This is a genomic window from Hansschlegelia beijingensis, from assembly GCF_014196425.1.
Classification (GTDB): domain Bacteria; phylum Pseudomonadota; class Alphaproteobacteria; order Rhizobiales; family Methylopilaceae; genus Methylopila; species Methylopila beijingensis.
The window spans coordinates 530,400-544,515 of the sequence record NZ_JACIDR010000001.1; the positions used below are offsets into that span (position 1 = coordinate 530,400).

At 68.0% G+C, this 14,116-nt stretch carries 10 protein-coding genes; 1 reads left to right on the plus strand and 9 read right to left on the minus strand.

Features of this window, described 5'->3' with window-relative positions; all coding sequences use genetic code 11:
• Positions 1 to 144: 144 nt before the first annotated feature.
• The 6 genes from GGR24_RS02430 to GGR24_RS02455 form a co-directional block, all read right to left on the minus strand.
• Positions 145 to 936: a hypothetical protein gene (locus tag GGR24_RS02430; RefSeq protein WP_183393695.1), complete on the minus strand. Its 792-nt coding sequence runs from the start codon at positions 934 to 936 to the stop codon at positions 145 to 147.
• Between the two features lie 91 nt (positions 937 to 1,027).
• Complete coding sequence (locus tag GGR24_RS02435; RefSeq protein ID WP_183393696.1) at positions 1,028 to 1,741, minus strand: PIN domain-containing protein; 714 nt, start codon at positions 1,739 to 1,741, stop codon at positions 1,028 to 1,030.
• 51 nt (positions 1,742 to 1,792) lie between these two features.
• A complete protein-coding gene (locus tag GGR24_RS02440) occupies positions 1,793 to 2,152 on the minus strand; it encodes a PIN domain-containing protein (RefSeq protein ID WP_183393697.1) in 360 nt (119 codons plus the stop codon).
• A 79-nt stretch (positions 2,153 to 2,231) separates the two neighbouring features.
• Entirely contained in the window at positions 2,232 to 3,197 is a 966-nt protein-coding gene (locus GGR24_RS02445) for an HNH endonuclease family protein (protein ID WP_183393698.1), read from the minus strand.
• Positions 3,197 to 5,500 (minus strand): AAA family ATPase, encoded by a 2,304-nt coding sequence (locus GGR24_RS17460; RefSeq protein ID WP_210286007.1) that lies wholly within the window; start codon positions 5,498 to 5,500, stop codon positions 3,197 to 3,199. Before GGR24_RS17460 ends, GGR24_RS02445 begins: the two co-directional genes overlap by 1 nt.
• 67 nt (positions 5,501 to 5,567) lie before the next feature.
• Complete coding sequence (locus GGR24_RS02455) at positions 5,568 to 8,324, minus strand: hypothetical protein (RefSeq protein WP_183393699.1); 2,757 nt, start codon at positions 8,322 to 8,324, stop codon at positions 5,568 to 5,570.
• 185 nt (positions 8,325 to 8,509) lie between these two features.
• On the opposite strand from GGR24_RS02455, the gene GGR24_RS02460 reads away from it, so the two are divergent.
• On the plus strand, positions 8,510 to 11,902 hold the full coding sequence (locus GGR24_RS02460; protein ID WP_183393700.1) for a TM0106 family RecB-like putative nuclease: 3,393 nt from the start codon (positions 8,510 to 8,512) through the stop codon (positions 11,900 to 11,902).
• A 562-nt stretch (positions 11,903 to 12,464) separates the two neighbouring features.
• On the opposite strand, the gene GGR24_RS17895 is transcribed toward GGR24_RS02460, so the two are convergent.
• The 3 genes from GGR24_RS17895 to GGR24_RS02475 all read right to left on the minus strand — a co-directional run bounded on the left by GGR24_RS17895 (position 12,465) and on the right by GGR24_RS02475 (position 13,639).
• Positions 12,465 to 12,677, minus strand: a complete 213-nt coding sequence (locus tag GGR24_RS17895; RefSeq protein WP_183393701.1) for a DUF2934 domain-containing protein — start codon at positions 12,675 to 12,677, stop codon at positions 12,465 to 12,467.
• 105 nt (positions 12,678 to 12,782) lie between these two features.
• Positions 12,783 to 13,025: a hypothetical protein gene (locus tag GGR24_RS02470; RefSeq protein WP_183393702.1), complete on the minus strand. Its 243-nt coding sequence runs from the start codon at positions 13,023 to 13,025 to the stop codon at positions 12,783 to 12,785.
• A gap of 329 nt (positions 13,026 to 13,354) precedes the next feature.
• The gene (locus GGR24_RS02475) at positions 13,355 to 13,639 is read right to left on the minus strand and encodes a hypothetical protein (protein ID WP_183393703.1); all 285 of its coding nucleotides are present in this window, start codon (positions 13,637 to 13,639) and stop codon (positions 13,355 to 13,357) included.
• Between the last annotated feature and the right edge of the window lie 477 nt (positions 13,640 to 14,116).

Genomic DNA, 14,116 nt, shown 5'->3' on the forward strand with positions numbered 1-14,116 from the left:
AGTTGACCCTCAGCGGATGTTCGTGAGGTCTGCTGTAGGGCAAGGGAGCAGATGTCCCCGCAGACGATCTGGGGCTGAGCTCGGCGCTCCGGGGCCCGGCGCCCCGAGGCCCTGCTTTGCCAGCTTGGCCGGCTGGACGGTACGCTAGCTGCGCGTCTCGGCGAGGGCGTCGCTCGTGGCGTGCTCTGGCTTCTGCACAAACATCTTCATGTTCGTCAGCTCGCCCAGCCTGTCGAGCACCGCCTGGAGCAGGAGGTCAAAGGGCTCCCGGGGCACGCCTCCGGACACAATGCCGAAGATGCCCCGCTCGCGCCCGATGTCGGCACCGTGGGCGCAGCGGGCGCGCATTCGCGGCGCGTAGTTCCGGAACGCCTGCGGATCGAGGTCCAGGCGGCGGATCTCATTCTCATACCGGTCGAGCCACTTCGACCGCTTTTTCTTGTCCACGATGAGCAGCTCCAATGCGCGGTAGAGCGCCAGGAAGCGGTAGTGGCGGGGGATCTCGGGACGCATGGCCTCCCTGAGCGCGGCGAGCGCGTCCGAATGCTCGGCCGTTTGAGCCGCGAGGGTGAGCAGGCCGTTGAGGTCCCAACGATGAGGCAGGCCCTCAGGCAACGTGATGCCGATCCCGTAGGCGCTCGGCACGGGCTCGGCGCTGAAGTAGCCGACGGAGATGAAGTCGCCGTCATCCCCAGCGAGGACCGGCCGGACCTGGGTGGAATAGCTGATGCTGGCCGCCGCGAGCAGCCGGCTCAGGGCGTCGCTGACCAGCCGATGGTAGGGCTCTTCCGACCGCATGAACCAGGACGGCACGGAGACGCCGAGCACGTCGATGTGGCCGGGCTCGCCCTTGCGGGGGCCTGGACGTCCCATCAGGTACATGTGCCAGGTCCAGCCCTTGTCGTGCCGCACATCTACCGCCGCAAGCAGCCGCACCTCGGCGGGCTCTGGCGGGGGCGAGAGGGGCCAAGCGCAATGCCAGTAGGGCTTATCGTCCCCAGGTCCGCCCTGCCCGGGCCGGGAGGGCTCAGTCCTCGTAGCTCCAACGCAGGTCGATGTTGCCGAAGTCGACGTGCAGGCGGCGACGGTTAACCTCGACCTCCACGGCGGAGGGCTCTGGATCCAAGGCGCGGTTGATGGTGACGCTGACGCTGACGCGGTGGCTGCTCTCAACGTCGTCCGACTGGGTGTTCAGGCGCACATACTCCCCGTCAATGCTGTCGCGGACCGAAAGGTCGAACTGCGCCACGAACCGGATCAGGCAGTCGAGCTCCATCGAGAAGGTGACCTCGTCGCCTTCGAGCGACAGCACCTGCGGGGGCGAGGCGATCGTCCAGGTCTGCTGAGAGGCGCTTTCGGGCTCCGCTTCGAAGTGGAAGGACGAGCGCGCCTCCACCTCGAAGTCGGCTTCGTCCAGCCAGGCCTGGATCGCTATATTGAGGTCGTGCTCCACGTCCGGCGCCTGGCCGGCCTTGAGCAGCTCCACCGCCCGGTGCACCACTCGCTGTCCGGCCTGGTTGAAGAGGTTGAGCGCGCCGGTGAAGTTGGGCGTGCAGACGAGGCGCGTCGAACCCTCCGCGAAGGCCCGCCAGTCGCCGTCGCGGCTGATGGCGAGGACGGTGGTGTCCTGCTGCTCTGCCCAAGCTTCGAGAGCCAGGAGGGCTATGGCGTCCGGGAACTCGGCCTTCTTGGACACCGCGCCCCTGAAGGGCGGCTGGGAGCTGAAGTAGCGCTGCAGCAATGGGCCGACCTGCCAACCCCTCGCACCTGATCTCCGTCCCCCCGACAGCGCTCAGGAAAGACTCCCACTCCTCTTGCGCCAGCTCTGCGGGGTCGGCCTGCAGGTCGTCGTCAGCGCCGACGCTTCGTTTTCGGGCCTGCGCCAGGCCTTACGGTACTGGTTCAGGGCGGCGGTGAGCTTGGCGGCTTGGTCGGTCGCCGCGCGCGCGATGTGCGCCTGCACCTCCCGCGCGGTGACATCGGTGAAGATGAGCGCCACCCCATGCTGGGAGGCCACCGGTCCGAGCGACCGCAGCGCCCGGTAGTCGAGGTTGCACTCGAACTGGTCGAAGACGCTTGTGTCCAGGGTCATGGCGCCGAAGCAGCCCTCGGCGACGGCGTCGGCCAGCTCGGCGTCGCTCATGGCAGGCAAGGGGCAGGTCTCCTCGACGGCGCTAGTCTGTGCTCCGCAGCGGTGGGGCCAAGCGCCGCCGCCGTCACCCGCTGCAACCTCATGGGGCCGCTGAAAGCCGCTCCCGGAGCTGGCTGATCCAGACCTTCACCATAGCGGAGTACGGCGCCTGGGGAGCCGCCATTCGCCTGAGCTCCGCCAAGATCTGGTCCTGCAGGAAGTGCAGCCGCTTCACCGCCACGGGAACGATGGCCCCCGTGGCGCCGGTCTCCAGGTCTTCTGCCAGCTTGCCCAGCTCGATGATCAGCATCTCCAGGAACTCGAGGCGGCGAAGGACGCGCGTGCGCTCCTGGACGAGGCCCAGGCGGTTGAGGCCGTAGACCTGGATCGAGACTGCGCCGCGTTGGCTGATGGCGGGATCGCCGGCCTCAGGATCCGGCGTGGCGGCAGCGTCGGGCCGGGGCAGGACCAGGCTGATGGGGTTGGTGCCTTCGGTGTAGAAGAGCAGGTGCTCCTCTGGATCGTCGTCACAGGGGTTCAGCAGGAGCGGCTGCTCCCCGGCGAGAGGGTCGTTCTCCGACCTCGCCCGAACCCCCGCGATGGGGAAGGCGTCCTTCTTGCCCGAGGACAGGACGGCGGACGAGCCGAGCGTCCGGCTGTTCTCGTCCAGGGTCTGGAGGCTGGCGCTGCCGGTGGGGGTCACCTGCCGGCGGCGACGGTTGCAGTCGATGCAGCTCGGCAGGAGGTTCTCCCACACCATGGCGAGCCACCAGTAGCCATGATGCTGGTCGTCGCCTTCCACCGCCGCCTTTGGCCTGAAATGCTCCACGTCGACCGGGGCGCTGGAGGCGTAGACGGTCTCGCAGTAGGCGCACTTGCCGTGGAAGAGGTCCTCCAGGCGACCCTTCACCTCTGCGGCCTTGTAGACCGCGAAGGGGAAGCTGCCGGTCTTCGGATCGTAGGGGTCGGAATAGTGCGCCCTGCCGCGCTCGAGCTCGGTCTGACCCTGGACGAGGACGGCCAGGGCGCGGGGAGGCGGAGAGACGCCGCGGCTCGCCCTTCGCATTAGACGCCCTCCAGCGCTTTGACGATCCGGCGCCGCGTGTCCTCCCGAAGCTCCCGCAGGCTCTGGCTAGACTGCTCGCGCTTGAGCTTCAGGTAGTCGGCGACGGCCTGCTGCACCTGGCGCTGCACTTCCGTGGCGCCCACCGGGAGGGCCGAAGCGACTTCCGCCTCGAACTGGGAGAGCGTCGCCGCCTCTTCAGGGTCCAGCGGCTTGCCCGCCGCGCGCTTCGTGAGGAGGTCGGCGACGCTCGCAAGCCTCCGCTCCGTCTCCGGCTCGTCGGTGGAGAAGAGGCTGAAGAAGTCCGATGTCAGGAGCTGCTGGACCGTAAGCGCGCCCACGTTCGGCAGATCTGTGAGCTGTTCGACGAAGATGGGCAGGCTGGTCCTGTCAGTGGCCGCGCCGGCGATCCGGTGCAGGACCAGCACCTCCCCGTCGGCCATCCCGCGCAGGCAGAGGGGGTCGTGGGTCGTGGCGATGAAGGTCATGTTCGGCAGCGCCCGGCGAAGCCCGGTCATGATCTGTATCTTCCACCGTGGGTGCAGGTGCGCCTCGACCTCGTCCACGAGGACGACGCCGCGGGCCGAGGCGAAGGTGTTGAAGACCGGGTTGACCCGCTCGTCCATGAGGCCTTCGAGGATGTCGCAGATCATGGCGAGGACGGAGCGGAAGCCGGACGAGACCAGGCCGAGGGGCGTCTGCGTCTCGACGAGGCGGCCGTCGGGGCCGCGGGTCGCCGTGACGACGAGGCAACGCCGCCGGGCCGGGTCACGACGAAGGACCTCGAAATCCTCCTCCACGGAGAGGATCTCACGAAGGGCACGGACCACCATGTTGAAGCGGTCCTCCTTCAGGCCCAGCAGCCACTCCTCCGGGTTGGACAGCAGCGTGTCCGTCCTGAACAGGCTGGCGATGGATCGGGCGGGCATATAGCGCCGGCGACCGTCCAAGTACTGGCGGTAGGCGCCGTAGGCGAAGACCGGCGGCCGGTCCTGCCGGCCGGAGGCGGCCATGCCGCGCGCATCGATGACGAGCCGTCGCTCCTCCCCGTCGTCGAACGACAGCACCACCTCCGCAGATGGCACAGGTCGGGCCTGGTCGACGCCCATAAAGGCCGGATCCAGGCGCAGCTTCGACGGATCGAGCTTTAGGCCTTCCCAGGCCAGACCGGAGCACATGGCCAGGGCGATGGCCTCGAGGATGGAGCTCTTCCCCGCGGCGTTCTCGCCGAGGATCAGCAGCGCCGGCGTGGGCGCCTCCGGATCGGAGTCGGCCGCATTGAGCCCAACCGGAAAGTCCAGGGACTCCAGGCCCTTGAACCTGCGGATGCTGACGTGCGTCAGGCGGGCCTTGCTGTGGGTGAGGTCCTGCGCCACGGGCTCGAGGGGCGGCCCCGCCTCATCAAGTTCCCGGACGGCTTCGAAGGCGGCCGTCAGCTCGGTCGCTGAGACCCGCCGCCGCGGCGACGTCAGGAAGGCGGCGATGCGGGCGGGCGAAAGGGTCGGCGTTCCGCCCTCGCGGCGCGCCAGTTCGCCGGCGACCCGGCGAAGGAGGAGATACCAGCCGCCGCCGAAGGGCAGGGCTGGGAAGTCGAACACCTCGGGGGTGTCCGGCGGCCTTGGGGCGTCCTCCCCGTCGATGGAAAGGAGCCGGAGCAGGCGGGCGCGATAGCTGGCGAAGGCCGTCGCTCGCTGATCGACGAGCTTCGGGCGATGGAGCCTGAATTGCTGGATCGTGAACCTCGCGCGGTCCGTCTTGCCGACAACGCGGCCGTCCTCCTGGAGATGGAAGTGGGACACGAAATCCTGCTGCACGCAGGGCTCGATGAGCATGGGCCGCTCGCGAGGAGGATAGTCCCGCCACAGGCCGGCCCCTTCCTCCACATAGCGCTCGATCTGTTTGGGCGTCGGCACGGGCGCCCGCGAGCCGCGCACCGGAAACAGGTCGGGCTGTTCGGGGCGGCAACCCTCGCAGATCGGGTAAAGGTTCTCCCAGGCCTCCGCGAGCCAGGCGTAGTAGAGATGGCCAGTGCGGGGCTGGAAGGGCAGGGCTTCGCTGGCGGGTCTGAAGCGGTAGGGCGTGATGGGATCCGGCGCCTCGCAGAAGGCGCACCTGCCCCGGAAGAGCCGCCTCAGGGATTCCCTGACGGAGACGTGGTCCAGGTTCGGGCGGCGGTTGACCGCCGTCTGCAGTTGCCGTTCCGCGCCGGAGCTGAAGAGCCGCTGCAGGTCCTCGCGCGCGACCTGGGCTTCCCTTTCCAGGAGAAACTTCGGCGGCGGCTCTGTGTTGCGCTCGAACTTCTGCATGCGGCCCTCCTTCCCCAAGGCGACGCTAGCAACTGTAACCTCAGGTTGTGAAGCCTAAGGGCCTCGCTCACCTCTGCTGAAGCGACCGGTAGTAGACGCGCGGGGCGCCCGGCGTGGGCTCCCACGTAAAGCACTCGCAGTAGTCGTCGATGGCCTGAATGACTCCGAGGAGCGAAGCGCCGGTGAAGGTTAGGGTCTGGCCCGTGCCCCAGTGGCTTAGAAAGTTGCTGGTGATGGTGAAGAAGTTGGCGTTGAGGCCCGCGACCTGCGCCGGCTCCAGCACCAGGATCCCGGCCGCCTGATGCAGCTTCACGGCGGCCTCTAGGGCCTTCAGAAATTCGCCGGCCAGCTGCTTGTTGTCGTTGAAGGCGACGTCCACGGGCACTGGGATCCGCAGCCGGCTGATCAGGTCGCTCAGGCGGTACTCCAGGTATTGGCGCAGGCCTTCCTTGGCGTTGTCCACCTGGCCAGCCTGGAGCATAGAGATGGTGCCCTCACGGACCTTGTTGACCGCGCCCGCCTGGGGGAGGACGGCGAACTTGGGCGTCCCTTCCAGGCGCTGATGCCACCATCCCCCTAAGTTGCAGTGCTTGTTGAACAGCTTCTCGAGCATGGTGTCGTGGCTGAGCATGATCACCTGCGGGCCGCACGGATTGCCGGGCCTCGCGTAGCTCGTCCGGATCAGCTCGACCAGGTAGTTCTGGTGGCCGGCGTCGAAGCTCGAGGTGACATCGTCGAGGATTATGAACTTCGGCAGCCCGCCGAAGAGCGAGGCCGCGGCCAGGTAGAGGGAGATCGAGAACGCGTTCCGGAAGCTCTCCGAGAGGACGGCCTGGGGCGAGACATTCGACTGCCCGTGGAAGTCGGCGAGCCGGATCTGCAGGTCCTCGCTGCTCGCGCGCTTGGCCACGGCAGGCTCGACGCCCAGGAACCACATCCGCTTATAGTAGTCTTTGAAGACCGGCTCGACCGCCGCCAGCCGCGCCTTGCTGAGATTGGATTCCGCCACGCCGAAGGTCTGGGACGCGAAGTCGAGGAAGGTCTTGACGCGGGTGACGCGCCCCTCCTGCTCCAGCAGGCGCGAGACTTCCGCCTGCGCCGCGGCGAGCTTGCGCCAGTTGTCCTGCAGCCGGCGCGCGGTCTCGATCTTCTTAGTGACCTCCACCGAGGATTGGGGCAGCTCCTTCTCGAGCTGCGTCTGTTCCGTGGCGAGGGCCTCTTCGCGGGACCGGGCCTGCTCGCGCAGCGCCTGCAGCCAGTCCACGAGCTGCTGGGCCTCTTCGCGCGTGATAGCGCCCGCCTCCGCGCGCGGATGCAGCGCGCCGATCAGCCTCGCCTCGGGCGCGGCTTGGAGCTCCGCCTCCAGCGCGGTCAGCTCCGCCCAGCCCGCCTCGCCCCATTCGACGCCGCAAGCCTCCGCGGCCTGGTCCAGCAGGCTGAATTCGGCAAGCTTCGCGGCGAGGTGGTGGCGCAGGTCGTGGGGCGCAGAGCTGTCGCAGAGAGGGCAGATCTTCGGATCCGTCCAGTCGGGATCCTGCACCACCTTTGCTCCGGTCTGGAACAGCTGGAGCATGAGGTCGCCCGCGGTCTTGGCGAGGGCCTCGTCCCGTTCGGCGGCGCGGCTGACCAGCTGCTTCGCGCGCTCCGTGGACGGGGCTTCCAGGTTGAGCTTGCCGAGCTCGGCGCGCTCGCGCAGGCAGGCCGAGAGTCGCTCGCGCTTAGGGCCGCCCTCGGCCGCCTTGATGGCCTCGATGCAGCCCTCGATATCTACCTCGCCGAAGGTCTTGGCCTCGCACAGCCCCTTCAGCGGCGCGATCTGGGCCAGGGCGTCGAGGCATCGCTCTTGGGCCTGGGCGTCGCCGAGACCCTGCAGGGACGCGCCCACATGGAGCTCGAAGTCCGTGGCGAGCGCCGCATTGGCGTCCGCCGCCGCCTTGCGCTCGCGCGCCAGCGCCTGGGTCCTGGCCGTCACCTCGAAGTGGTTGTTGAAGGCCTTGGCGTGGGCGAGACCGGCCAGGGCTTGGCGCAGGGCGCTGTAGGCGGAGAGGCCCAGCAACCCTGCGAATGTGCGTCCACGCTCCAGCGGCTTGTCGGCGATGAACCGCCGGAAGGTTGGGCCATCGAGGAACACGAACTCCCGATCCAGCCCGGCCAGGATGGCGTTCGCGTCCCAGGGGGCCGGCGCGCTGACGGTGCGGACTCCCTGATCGTCGCGGACGACGGTGATCTCGCATTTGGCGCCCGTGGGCTCGGCGACCAGCCGCAGCTTGATGGTCGCCTTGCGCCCGGAGTGGAAGCGATTGAGGTAGTAGTCGCCCTCGCGCTCCGCAGCGGGCAGGTCCTCCAGCCAGGGCAGGCGGCCGGTGATCGCGTAGCGAACGGCGTCGTGGACGGAGCTCTTTCCCACCCCGTTGACCGCCGCGACGCTGTTGACCTTGTTGGGGTGGAACTTCAGGTCAAGCGGCTTGCCCTCGTTGTTCACGCCCCGGAAGCCCTCGATGCTAATCCCCTCCAACAGCCAACCGGTGATCGGGTTGGGCGCTGGCGGCGACGGTCCAGCTGCCGGCGGCGTAGGAGCAGGCTGAGGCGTAGCTGCCGGCCCAGGGGCGGCCACGGCGGAGGATGGCGGCGACGGCGATGTCGCGGCCAGGAGGTCCCGGACGGCCTCCTCGTCGTGAGTGTCCGCCGCCATCGCGGCGAAGTGCTTCGCCAGCTCCGGGCCGAGCGCAGCGTCGGCCTGGGTCAAGTGCGCGGCGAAGCGTGCGAGATTGTCCTCCAGGGAGGCGCTTTCGTCGAAGGCGAAGGAGCTGACTGGGGTCGGCATGGCGTTTTCTTAAGGGCCCGATCCTAGCCGCCGGGGGCGTCCGCCTCGTCGCCAAATAGCGCATGCGGAAGATTACGGCTCGTGCGTCTCAGGAGCGGGCAAGTGTGTCCTGCGCCGTTGTACCGTGTAGCCTGGGCGGGCAGTAGCTGAGATCACAATGAGCTCACAAGACCGGATCGATCCCAATGCAGCTCGAAGACGGCCGACTCCTGCTCAGCGCCTCGGACCTCGTCGGCCATCTGAACTGCCGTCACCTCACGGAGCTGGACCGCGCGAGCGCTCATCGCCAGCTGCAACGCCCACAGGTTTGGGATCCGCTCCTCGATCTCCTGCGCGAGCGGGGCGCGCGCCATGAGCAGGGCTATGTGGACAGCCTGCGCGCCCAAGGCCTGGGGGTGGTCGCCATCGACGGTGTGGGTGTGGACGCCGCCGCCGTCGCCCGGACGGTCGAGGCGATGCGGGCTGGTGCGGCGGTCATCGTGCAGGGCGCGCTGCGCCATAGCGCCTGGGGAGGCCGGGCCGACATCCTCTTGCGCGTGGAGCGGCCGAGCCAACTGGGCGGCTGGTCCTATGAGCCGCTCGACGCCAAGCTGGCACGCGAGACCAAGGCAGGGTCGGTGCTGCAGCTTTGCCTCTACGCCGACCTGCTGGCCGCCGTGCAGGGCGCGTGGCCGGAGACGGCCTACATCGTCGCGCCGTGGACGGACTACACCCCGGAGCCCTTCCGACTGGCCGACTACGCCGCCTACTACAGGCGCGTGAAGGCGGGGCTGGAGGACGCTGTCGCCGGCGGGCCCGGCGCGACCTACCCCGACCCCACAACCTATTGCGACGTCTGCCGGTGGCGGCTCGCCTGCGAGGCGCGGCGGCGGGAGGACGATCACCTCTCGCTGGTGGCCGGGATCAGCAAGATCCAGCACAACGAGCTTCGCGCCCACGGCGTCGAGACCGCCAGCGCCTTGGCCGCCCTGCCGACGCCCCTTCCGTGGCGGCCGGAGCGCGGCGCGCGGGAGTCCTATGAGCGCATCCGCGAGCAGGCGCGCATCCAGCTGGAGGGCCGCACGGCAGGCGCTCTGCTCTACGAGCTGCTGCCGGTCTCCGCCGAGTGCGGGCTCCCGCGCCTTTCGGAGCCCAGCGCAGGCGACATCTTCCTCGACCTGGAGGGCGACCCGTTCGTCGGTGAGGCCGGGCTCGAGTACCTCTTCGGCTACGCCTGGGCCGAGGCGGACGGCGCAGAGCAGTACCGCGCCGCATGGGCGCTCTCGCGAGACGCAGAGCGGCAGGCGTTCGAGGGGTTCATCGACTTCGTCCTCGAGCGGCTCGAGACTTACCCGGACCTGCACGTCTATCACTTCGCGCCCTACGAGCCGGCGGCGCTGAAGCGGCTGATGGGCCGCTACGCGACGCGGGAGGAGGCGTTGGACCGCCTGCTCCGCGCGCAGGTCTTCGTGGACCTCTATGCGGTCACCCGCCGCGCCATCCGGGCCAGCGTCGAAAGCTACTCGATCAAGAAGCTGGAGCCCCTCTACGGCTTCACGCGCGAGGTGCCGCTGGTGGTGGCGAACCAAGCCCTGGCCCGGCTGCAGGCGCACCTGGAACTTGGCGAGACGGCCGCTATCGGGCCAGCGGAACGGGCCGAGGTGGAGGGCTACAACCGCGACGACTGCATTTCCACCTGGCGTCTGCGGGACTGGCTTGAGGCGCGCCGCAGCGAACTCGTCGCCGCCGGCGTGGAGGTTCCCCGGCCCGAGCCGGTCGTGGGGGAGGCAGGCGAGGGTGTGGCGGCCTGGACCGCGAGGATCGCGCCTGTCATGGCGGCGCTCCTCCAAGGCGTGCCGGACGATCCGCAAGCGCGGAGCGCCGAGCAGCAGGGACGATGGCTCCTGGCCCACATGCTCGACTGGCATCGGAGGGAGCAGAAGGCGGTCTGGTGGGAATTCTTCAGGTTGGCGGACCTGACGGCGGAGGACCTCCTGGAGGAGCGGGCGGCCATCTCCGGCCTGGAGTTCGTCGAGGCCGCCGGCGGCACGGCCGCGGCGCCGATCCACCGCTACCGTTTCCCGCCGCAGGAGACGGAACTGCGCGGCGGCGAGGAACTGCGATCCCGCGGCGGCGGCAAGTTCGGCAAAGTGGAGGCGATCTCGGTCGAGGCCCGGTGGGTTGACATCAAGAAGCGGAAGGACACCGCCACGGTCCATGCGGACGCGGTGTTCTCGCACAAGCTGGTGCCCGTCGAGGTGCTGCAGGAATCGCTGCTTCGCCTTGGGACCTATGTGGCCGAGAACGGGCTCACGGGCGCGGGCCCTTACAGCGCCGCCCGAGACCTGCTGCTGCGCGCGCCACCGCCTTCAGGAGGCGGGGTTGTCCAACAGCCCGGGGAAACGACCCTGGACGCCGCTCTCCGGCTGGCCGACGCGCTCGGACCCGGCGTGCTGCCGATCCAGGGCCCGCCCGGTGCCGGCAAGACCTTCACGGCGGCGCGGATGATCTGCCGGCTGGTCGACCGGGGACAAACCGTGGCCATCACCGCCAACAGCCACAAGGTTGTGCGCAACCTGATCGACGAGGTGCTCGTGGCCGCCGCCGAGATGTCGGTGGACGTCATCTGCCTGCAGAAGCCGGACGTCATGGAGCCGAACCAGGCGCGGCTGCGCTTCGCCAAGGTGAATGGCGAGGTGTTCGCGGGCCTCGGGTCCGACTGCTCGGTGGCGGGCGGGACCGCCTGGCTCTGGGCCTCGCCCGAGGCCTTCGAAAGCGTCGACGTCCTCTTCGTCGACGAGGCGGCCCAGATGTCGCTCGCCAATGTGCTGGCGGTCGCCCAGTGCGCGCGGACCGTTGTTCTGCTGGGCGACCCGCAGCAGCTCGATCAGCCCTTGCAAGGAAGCCACCCCGACGGGACCGACGCCTCCGCCCTCCACCACCTCCTTGAGGGTTGCCAGACCATCCCGCCGGAGCGCGGGCTCTTCCTCGACGAAACCTGGCGGCTGCACCCGCGAATCTGCGCCTTCACCTCGGAGGTCTTCTACGAAGGCCGTCTGCAGTCGCGCCCCGGGCTGGAGGGGATGCGCTTGGAGGGCGCCGGTAGCCTTGGCGGCGCAGGGCTCCGCTACCTGCCGGTCCTCCATGAGGGCAACCAGAACGCCTCCCCGGAGGAAGCCGAGCGGGTGGCCGCGCTGGTGCGCGAGCTCCTCGCCGCGGCCCCCATCTGGGTGGACCGGCGCGGGCAGTCGCATCCCCTCCGCCTGGAGGACGTGCTGGTGATCGCGCCTTACAACGCCCAGGTCTTCGAGCTGCAGCAACGACTCCCCGGCGCGCGGGTCGGTACGGTCGACAAGTTCCAGGGGCAGGAGGCGCCGCTCGTCATCTACTCGATGACGACCTCGTGCCATGCGGATGCGCCTCGGGGTATGGAGTTCCTCTACAGCCTGAACCGGCTGAACGTGGCCACCTCGCGCGCCAAGTGCGTCTGCGTGCTGGCGGCGTCGCCCGCCCTGCTCGCCGCCGACTGCCGCACCCCGCGGCAGATCCAGCTGGTCAACGCCTTCTGCCGCTATCTGGAGCTGGCGGAGCCGGTCTAGACGAGGTCCGCGAGCTTGAAGCGGTCCAGATAGTCGGGCGTCTTGGGCCAGGGTGCCCCTGGCAGCCGCTGGACAAGCCGCGAGAACACCTGGGCGAAGGCGGCGCGGCCCGCCTGGTCCGTCAGCGCCGCCGCCGCGGCGTTGGGCAGCAGGGGTCTCCCCTGAAACGGTGCACGAGCACCTGGAGCTGGCGGAGCGGCGCTATGGGCCGCTTACGGACTGCGTCCGAGGTGTCGTGTTTCCGCGCCGACCTCAATGTCGCCTCCTGGCGCCAAGCGGCTGCCGACGACCGGCTGCTGACCTGTTGCGGGCGATGAGTGAGCGTGGAAGCGGAACGGCCGGCGTGGCATGATATGGGCATGACCTACCACGTCGAGATAATCGAGTTATCGGATCCCACTGACGACGGTTTCCTGTCGCAGCGGCTATCTGGGGCCTATCCCACGCTAGACGCCGCGCGGGCGGGCGCTCATGCCTATCTTGGAAGGCGAGACGCCAATCTCGGCAGGGTGACGTTCAGAATCGTGGATGAGAACGGGGATCCTGCGGAGACCGGCGGCGGTTAGTCTCGGTTTGCCCTGGACTGAGAGGGCGGGTAAGCGGACTTCCCCTCAGCCTCCAGCTGAGCTTTGGCGCGCCCCCAGTATAGCTCGGCCCTTCCTTCCGGCCTTCCGTCTTGTTCCCACATGCTATACGCAAGCTCGCGAATGCGATCTTCTATGTGAGCGGGATTTTTGTCGTTCTTGTCATAGTGCTGGTTTGGCTGGTCAGCCATGGCTCGATCTTTTTCTTAGTTTGAACGCTGACCTTAGCACACGGAAGGTGAGCCAAGCAGCGTTAATCGCCGTTCTTCCATCGGGCATTTATCTGCAACCGGCCGCTAATGTGGAGCGAGGCTCAGTACCCGAAGGCGCCTCGCGATCGCGGCTTGGACAAGGTCGGCTACGGCGCTGCCGTCTGCTTGCAGGAAGAAAGAGACCTCCAGCAGCCGAAGCCCTTTGGTCTGAGAAGCGGCGTTCGAGGCATAGCCGGTCAGGAACTTGCTGATGGCGATCTGGCCGATCGGCAGATCTAATGGCCCCAGCTTGGTGAGGGCTCCGAGGCATGTTTCGAGTTTGGACATGCCTTCAAGTACGCGCTTGTTTCCAGACGAACGCAAGCTGCGGGAACCCAAAGACCCGGCGACAGCCCTTTGAACACACAACAAGACCATGCGGATGGCACATGCGCCGCCTCACGCGCCTGACGAGCGTCTTCTTAGGAGCTATGGTTTACCCATGCCCCGCCGGCGGCGTAGCCTTGAGCTCTTCCTGGGCCTCGACATCCTCTCGGATGATCCACCAGGAGCCGCGGCGGCGTTCCGCAGCAGAAGCGATATCTTCTCTGGCGTCAGCTCGGCCCGGACCTCCGTCCCTGTCCGAGCTGAGCAGGAAGCGGAGGTGGCGCCGGTCACTAATTTTGCCGCGCCCGATCGCTTCCGATCTCTTTTGAAGCTGGAACATCGCCTCGCACGCGGTGAAAGACGAGCGCGAATAAGCCGAACAGTGCGGAGGCAGCGGCGCAGTTCGGCATGTCGGACCACAAGAAGATCGCTGCGAGCCCGGCCGACGGAACCACGATCAGGGCGAACCGGACCGTGCGGAGACGCCACCGTTCAGTCGTCGGCTTGGAGAGAAACGCGCGGCGTTCCTCCAATTCCCTCGCCATCTGTTGATCAAAGGCGCGACGCCAACTCATTCTTCTGGGCCTAACGTCAGTTCGGGTGGCGACCAGCCGACTGGGTGCACCAGCCGGCCGCGCTTTCGAACGGTTCCGGGAGTGACGCCCTTATTGGGCGGCTCTCCAGGCGGCGTGCACGGCCGTCAGCCGGCCTCGGCTCTCGCCGCGGACGGCCGCTGAGTTGGCGGCTAGCCCGGCCGTCGCATAGTGCATCGCGCCGATCGTGCCCGGGCTTTGAGACGCGGCCCCGTCGTTCGCGGTGCGTCCCGCAGGGCCCATGCGGCGGTCCATTGTTGAAGCGTCCAGTCGATCGGGCCGGTCGACGGCCATGGACGACGTCGCCGTAAGCGCCACGATCGCTGCGGCGAATAAGTATTTCAATAGCATCAGAGGATCCTTCCGGAGGATGGCCTCAAACGTTTCCTCGAAGTTTAAACATTAATTTCCCTAGATAATGCACGAATGAACGTCTATGTCAATATTATTCGTAGCGGC

What these genes read in the sequence shown, in the direction of transcription:
- GGR24_RS02445 (WP_183393698.1), bottom strand. Translation starts at nt 3,197, where the DNA reads ATGCGAAGGGCGAGCCGCGGCGTCTCTCCGCCTCCCCGCGCCCTGGCC.
- GGR24_RS17460 (WP_210286007.1), bottom strand. Translation starts at nt 5,500, where the DNA reads ATGCAGAAGTTCGAGCGCAACACAGAGCCGCCGCCGAAGTTTCTCCTG.
- GGR24_RS02455 (WP_183393699.1), bottom strand. Translation starts at nt 8,324, where the DNA reads ATGCCGACCCCAGTCAGCTCCTTCGCCTTCGACGAAAGCGCCTCCCTG.
- GGR24_RS02460 (WP_183393700.1), top strand. Translation starts at nt 8,510, where the DNA reads ATGCAGCTCGAAGACGGCCGACTCCTGCTCAGCGCCTCGGACCTCGTC.
- GGR24_RS17895 (WP_183393701.1), bottom strand. Translation starts at nt 12,677, where the DNA reads ATGGCTGACCAGCCAAACCAGCACTATGACAAGAACGACAAAAATCCC.
- GGR24_RS02470 (WP_183393702.1), bottom strand. Translation starts at nt 13,025, where the DNA reads ATGTCCAAACTCGAAACATGCCTCGGAGCCCTCACCAAGCTGGGGCCA.
- GGR24_RS02475 (WP_183393703.1), bottom strand. Translation starts at nt 13,639, where the DNA reads ATGAGTTGGCGTCGCGCCTTTGATCAACAGATGGCGAGGGAATTGGAG.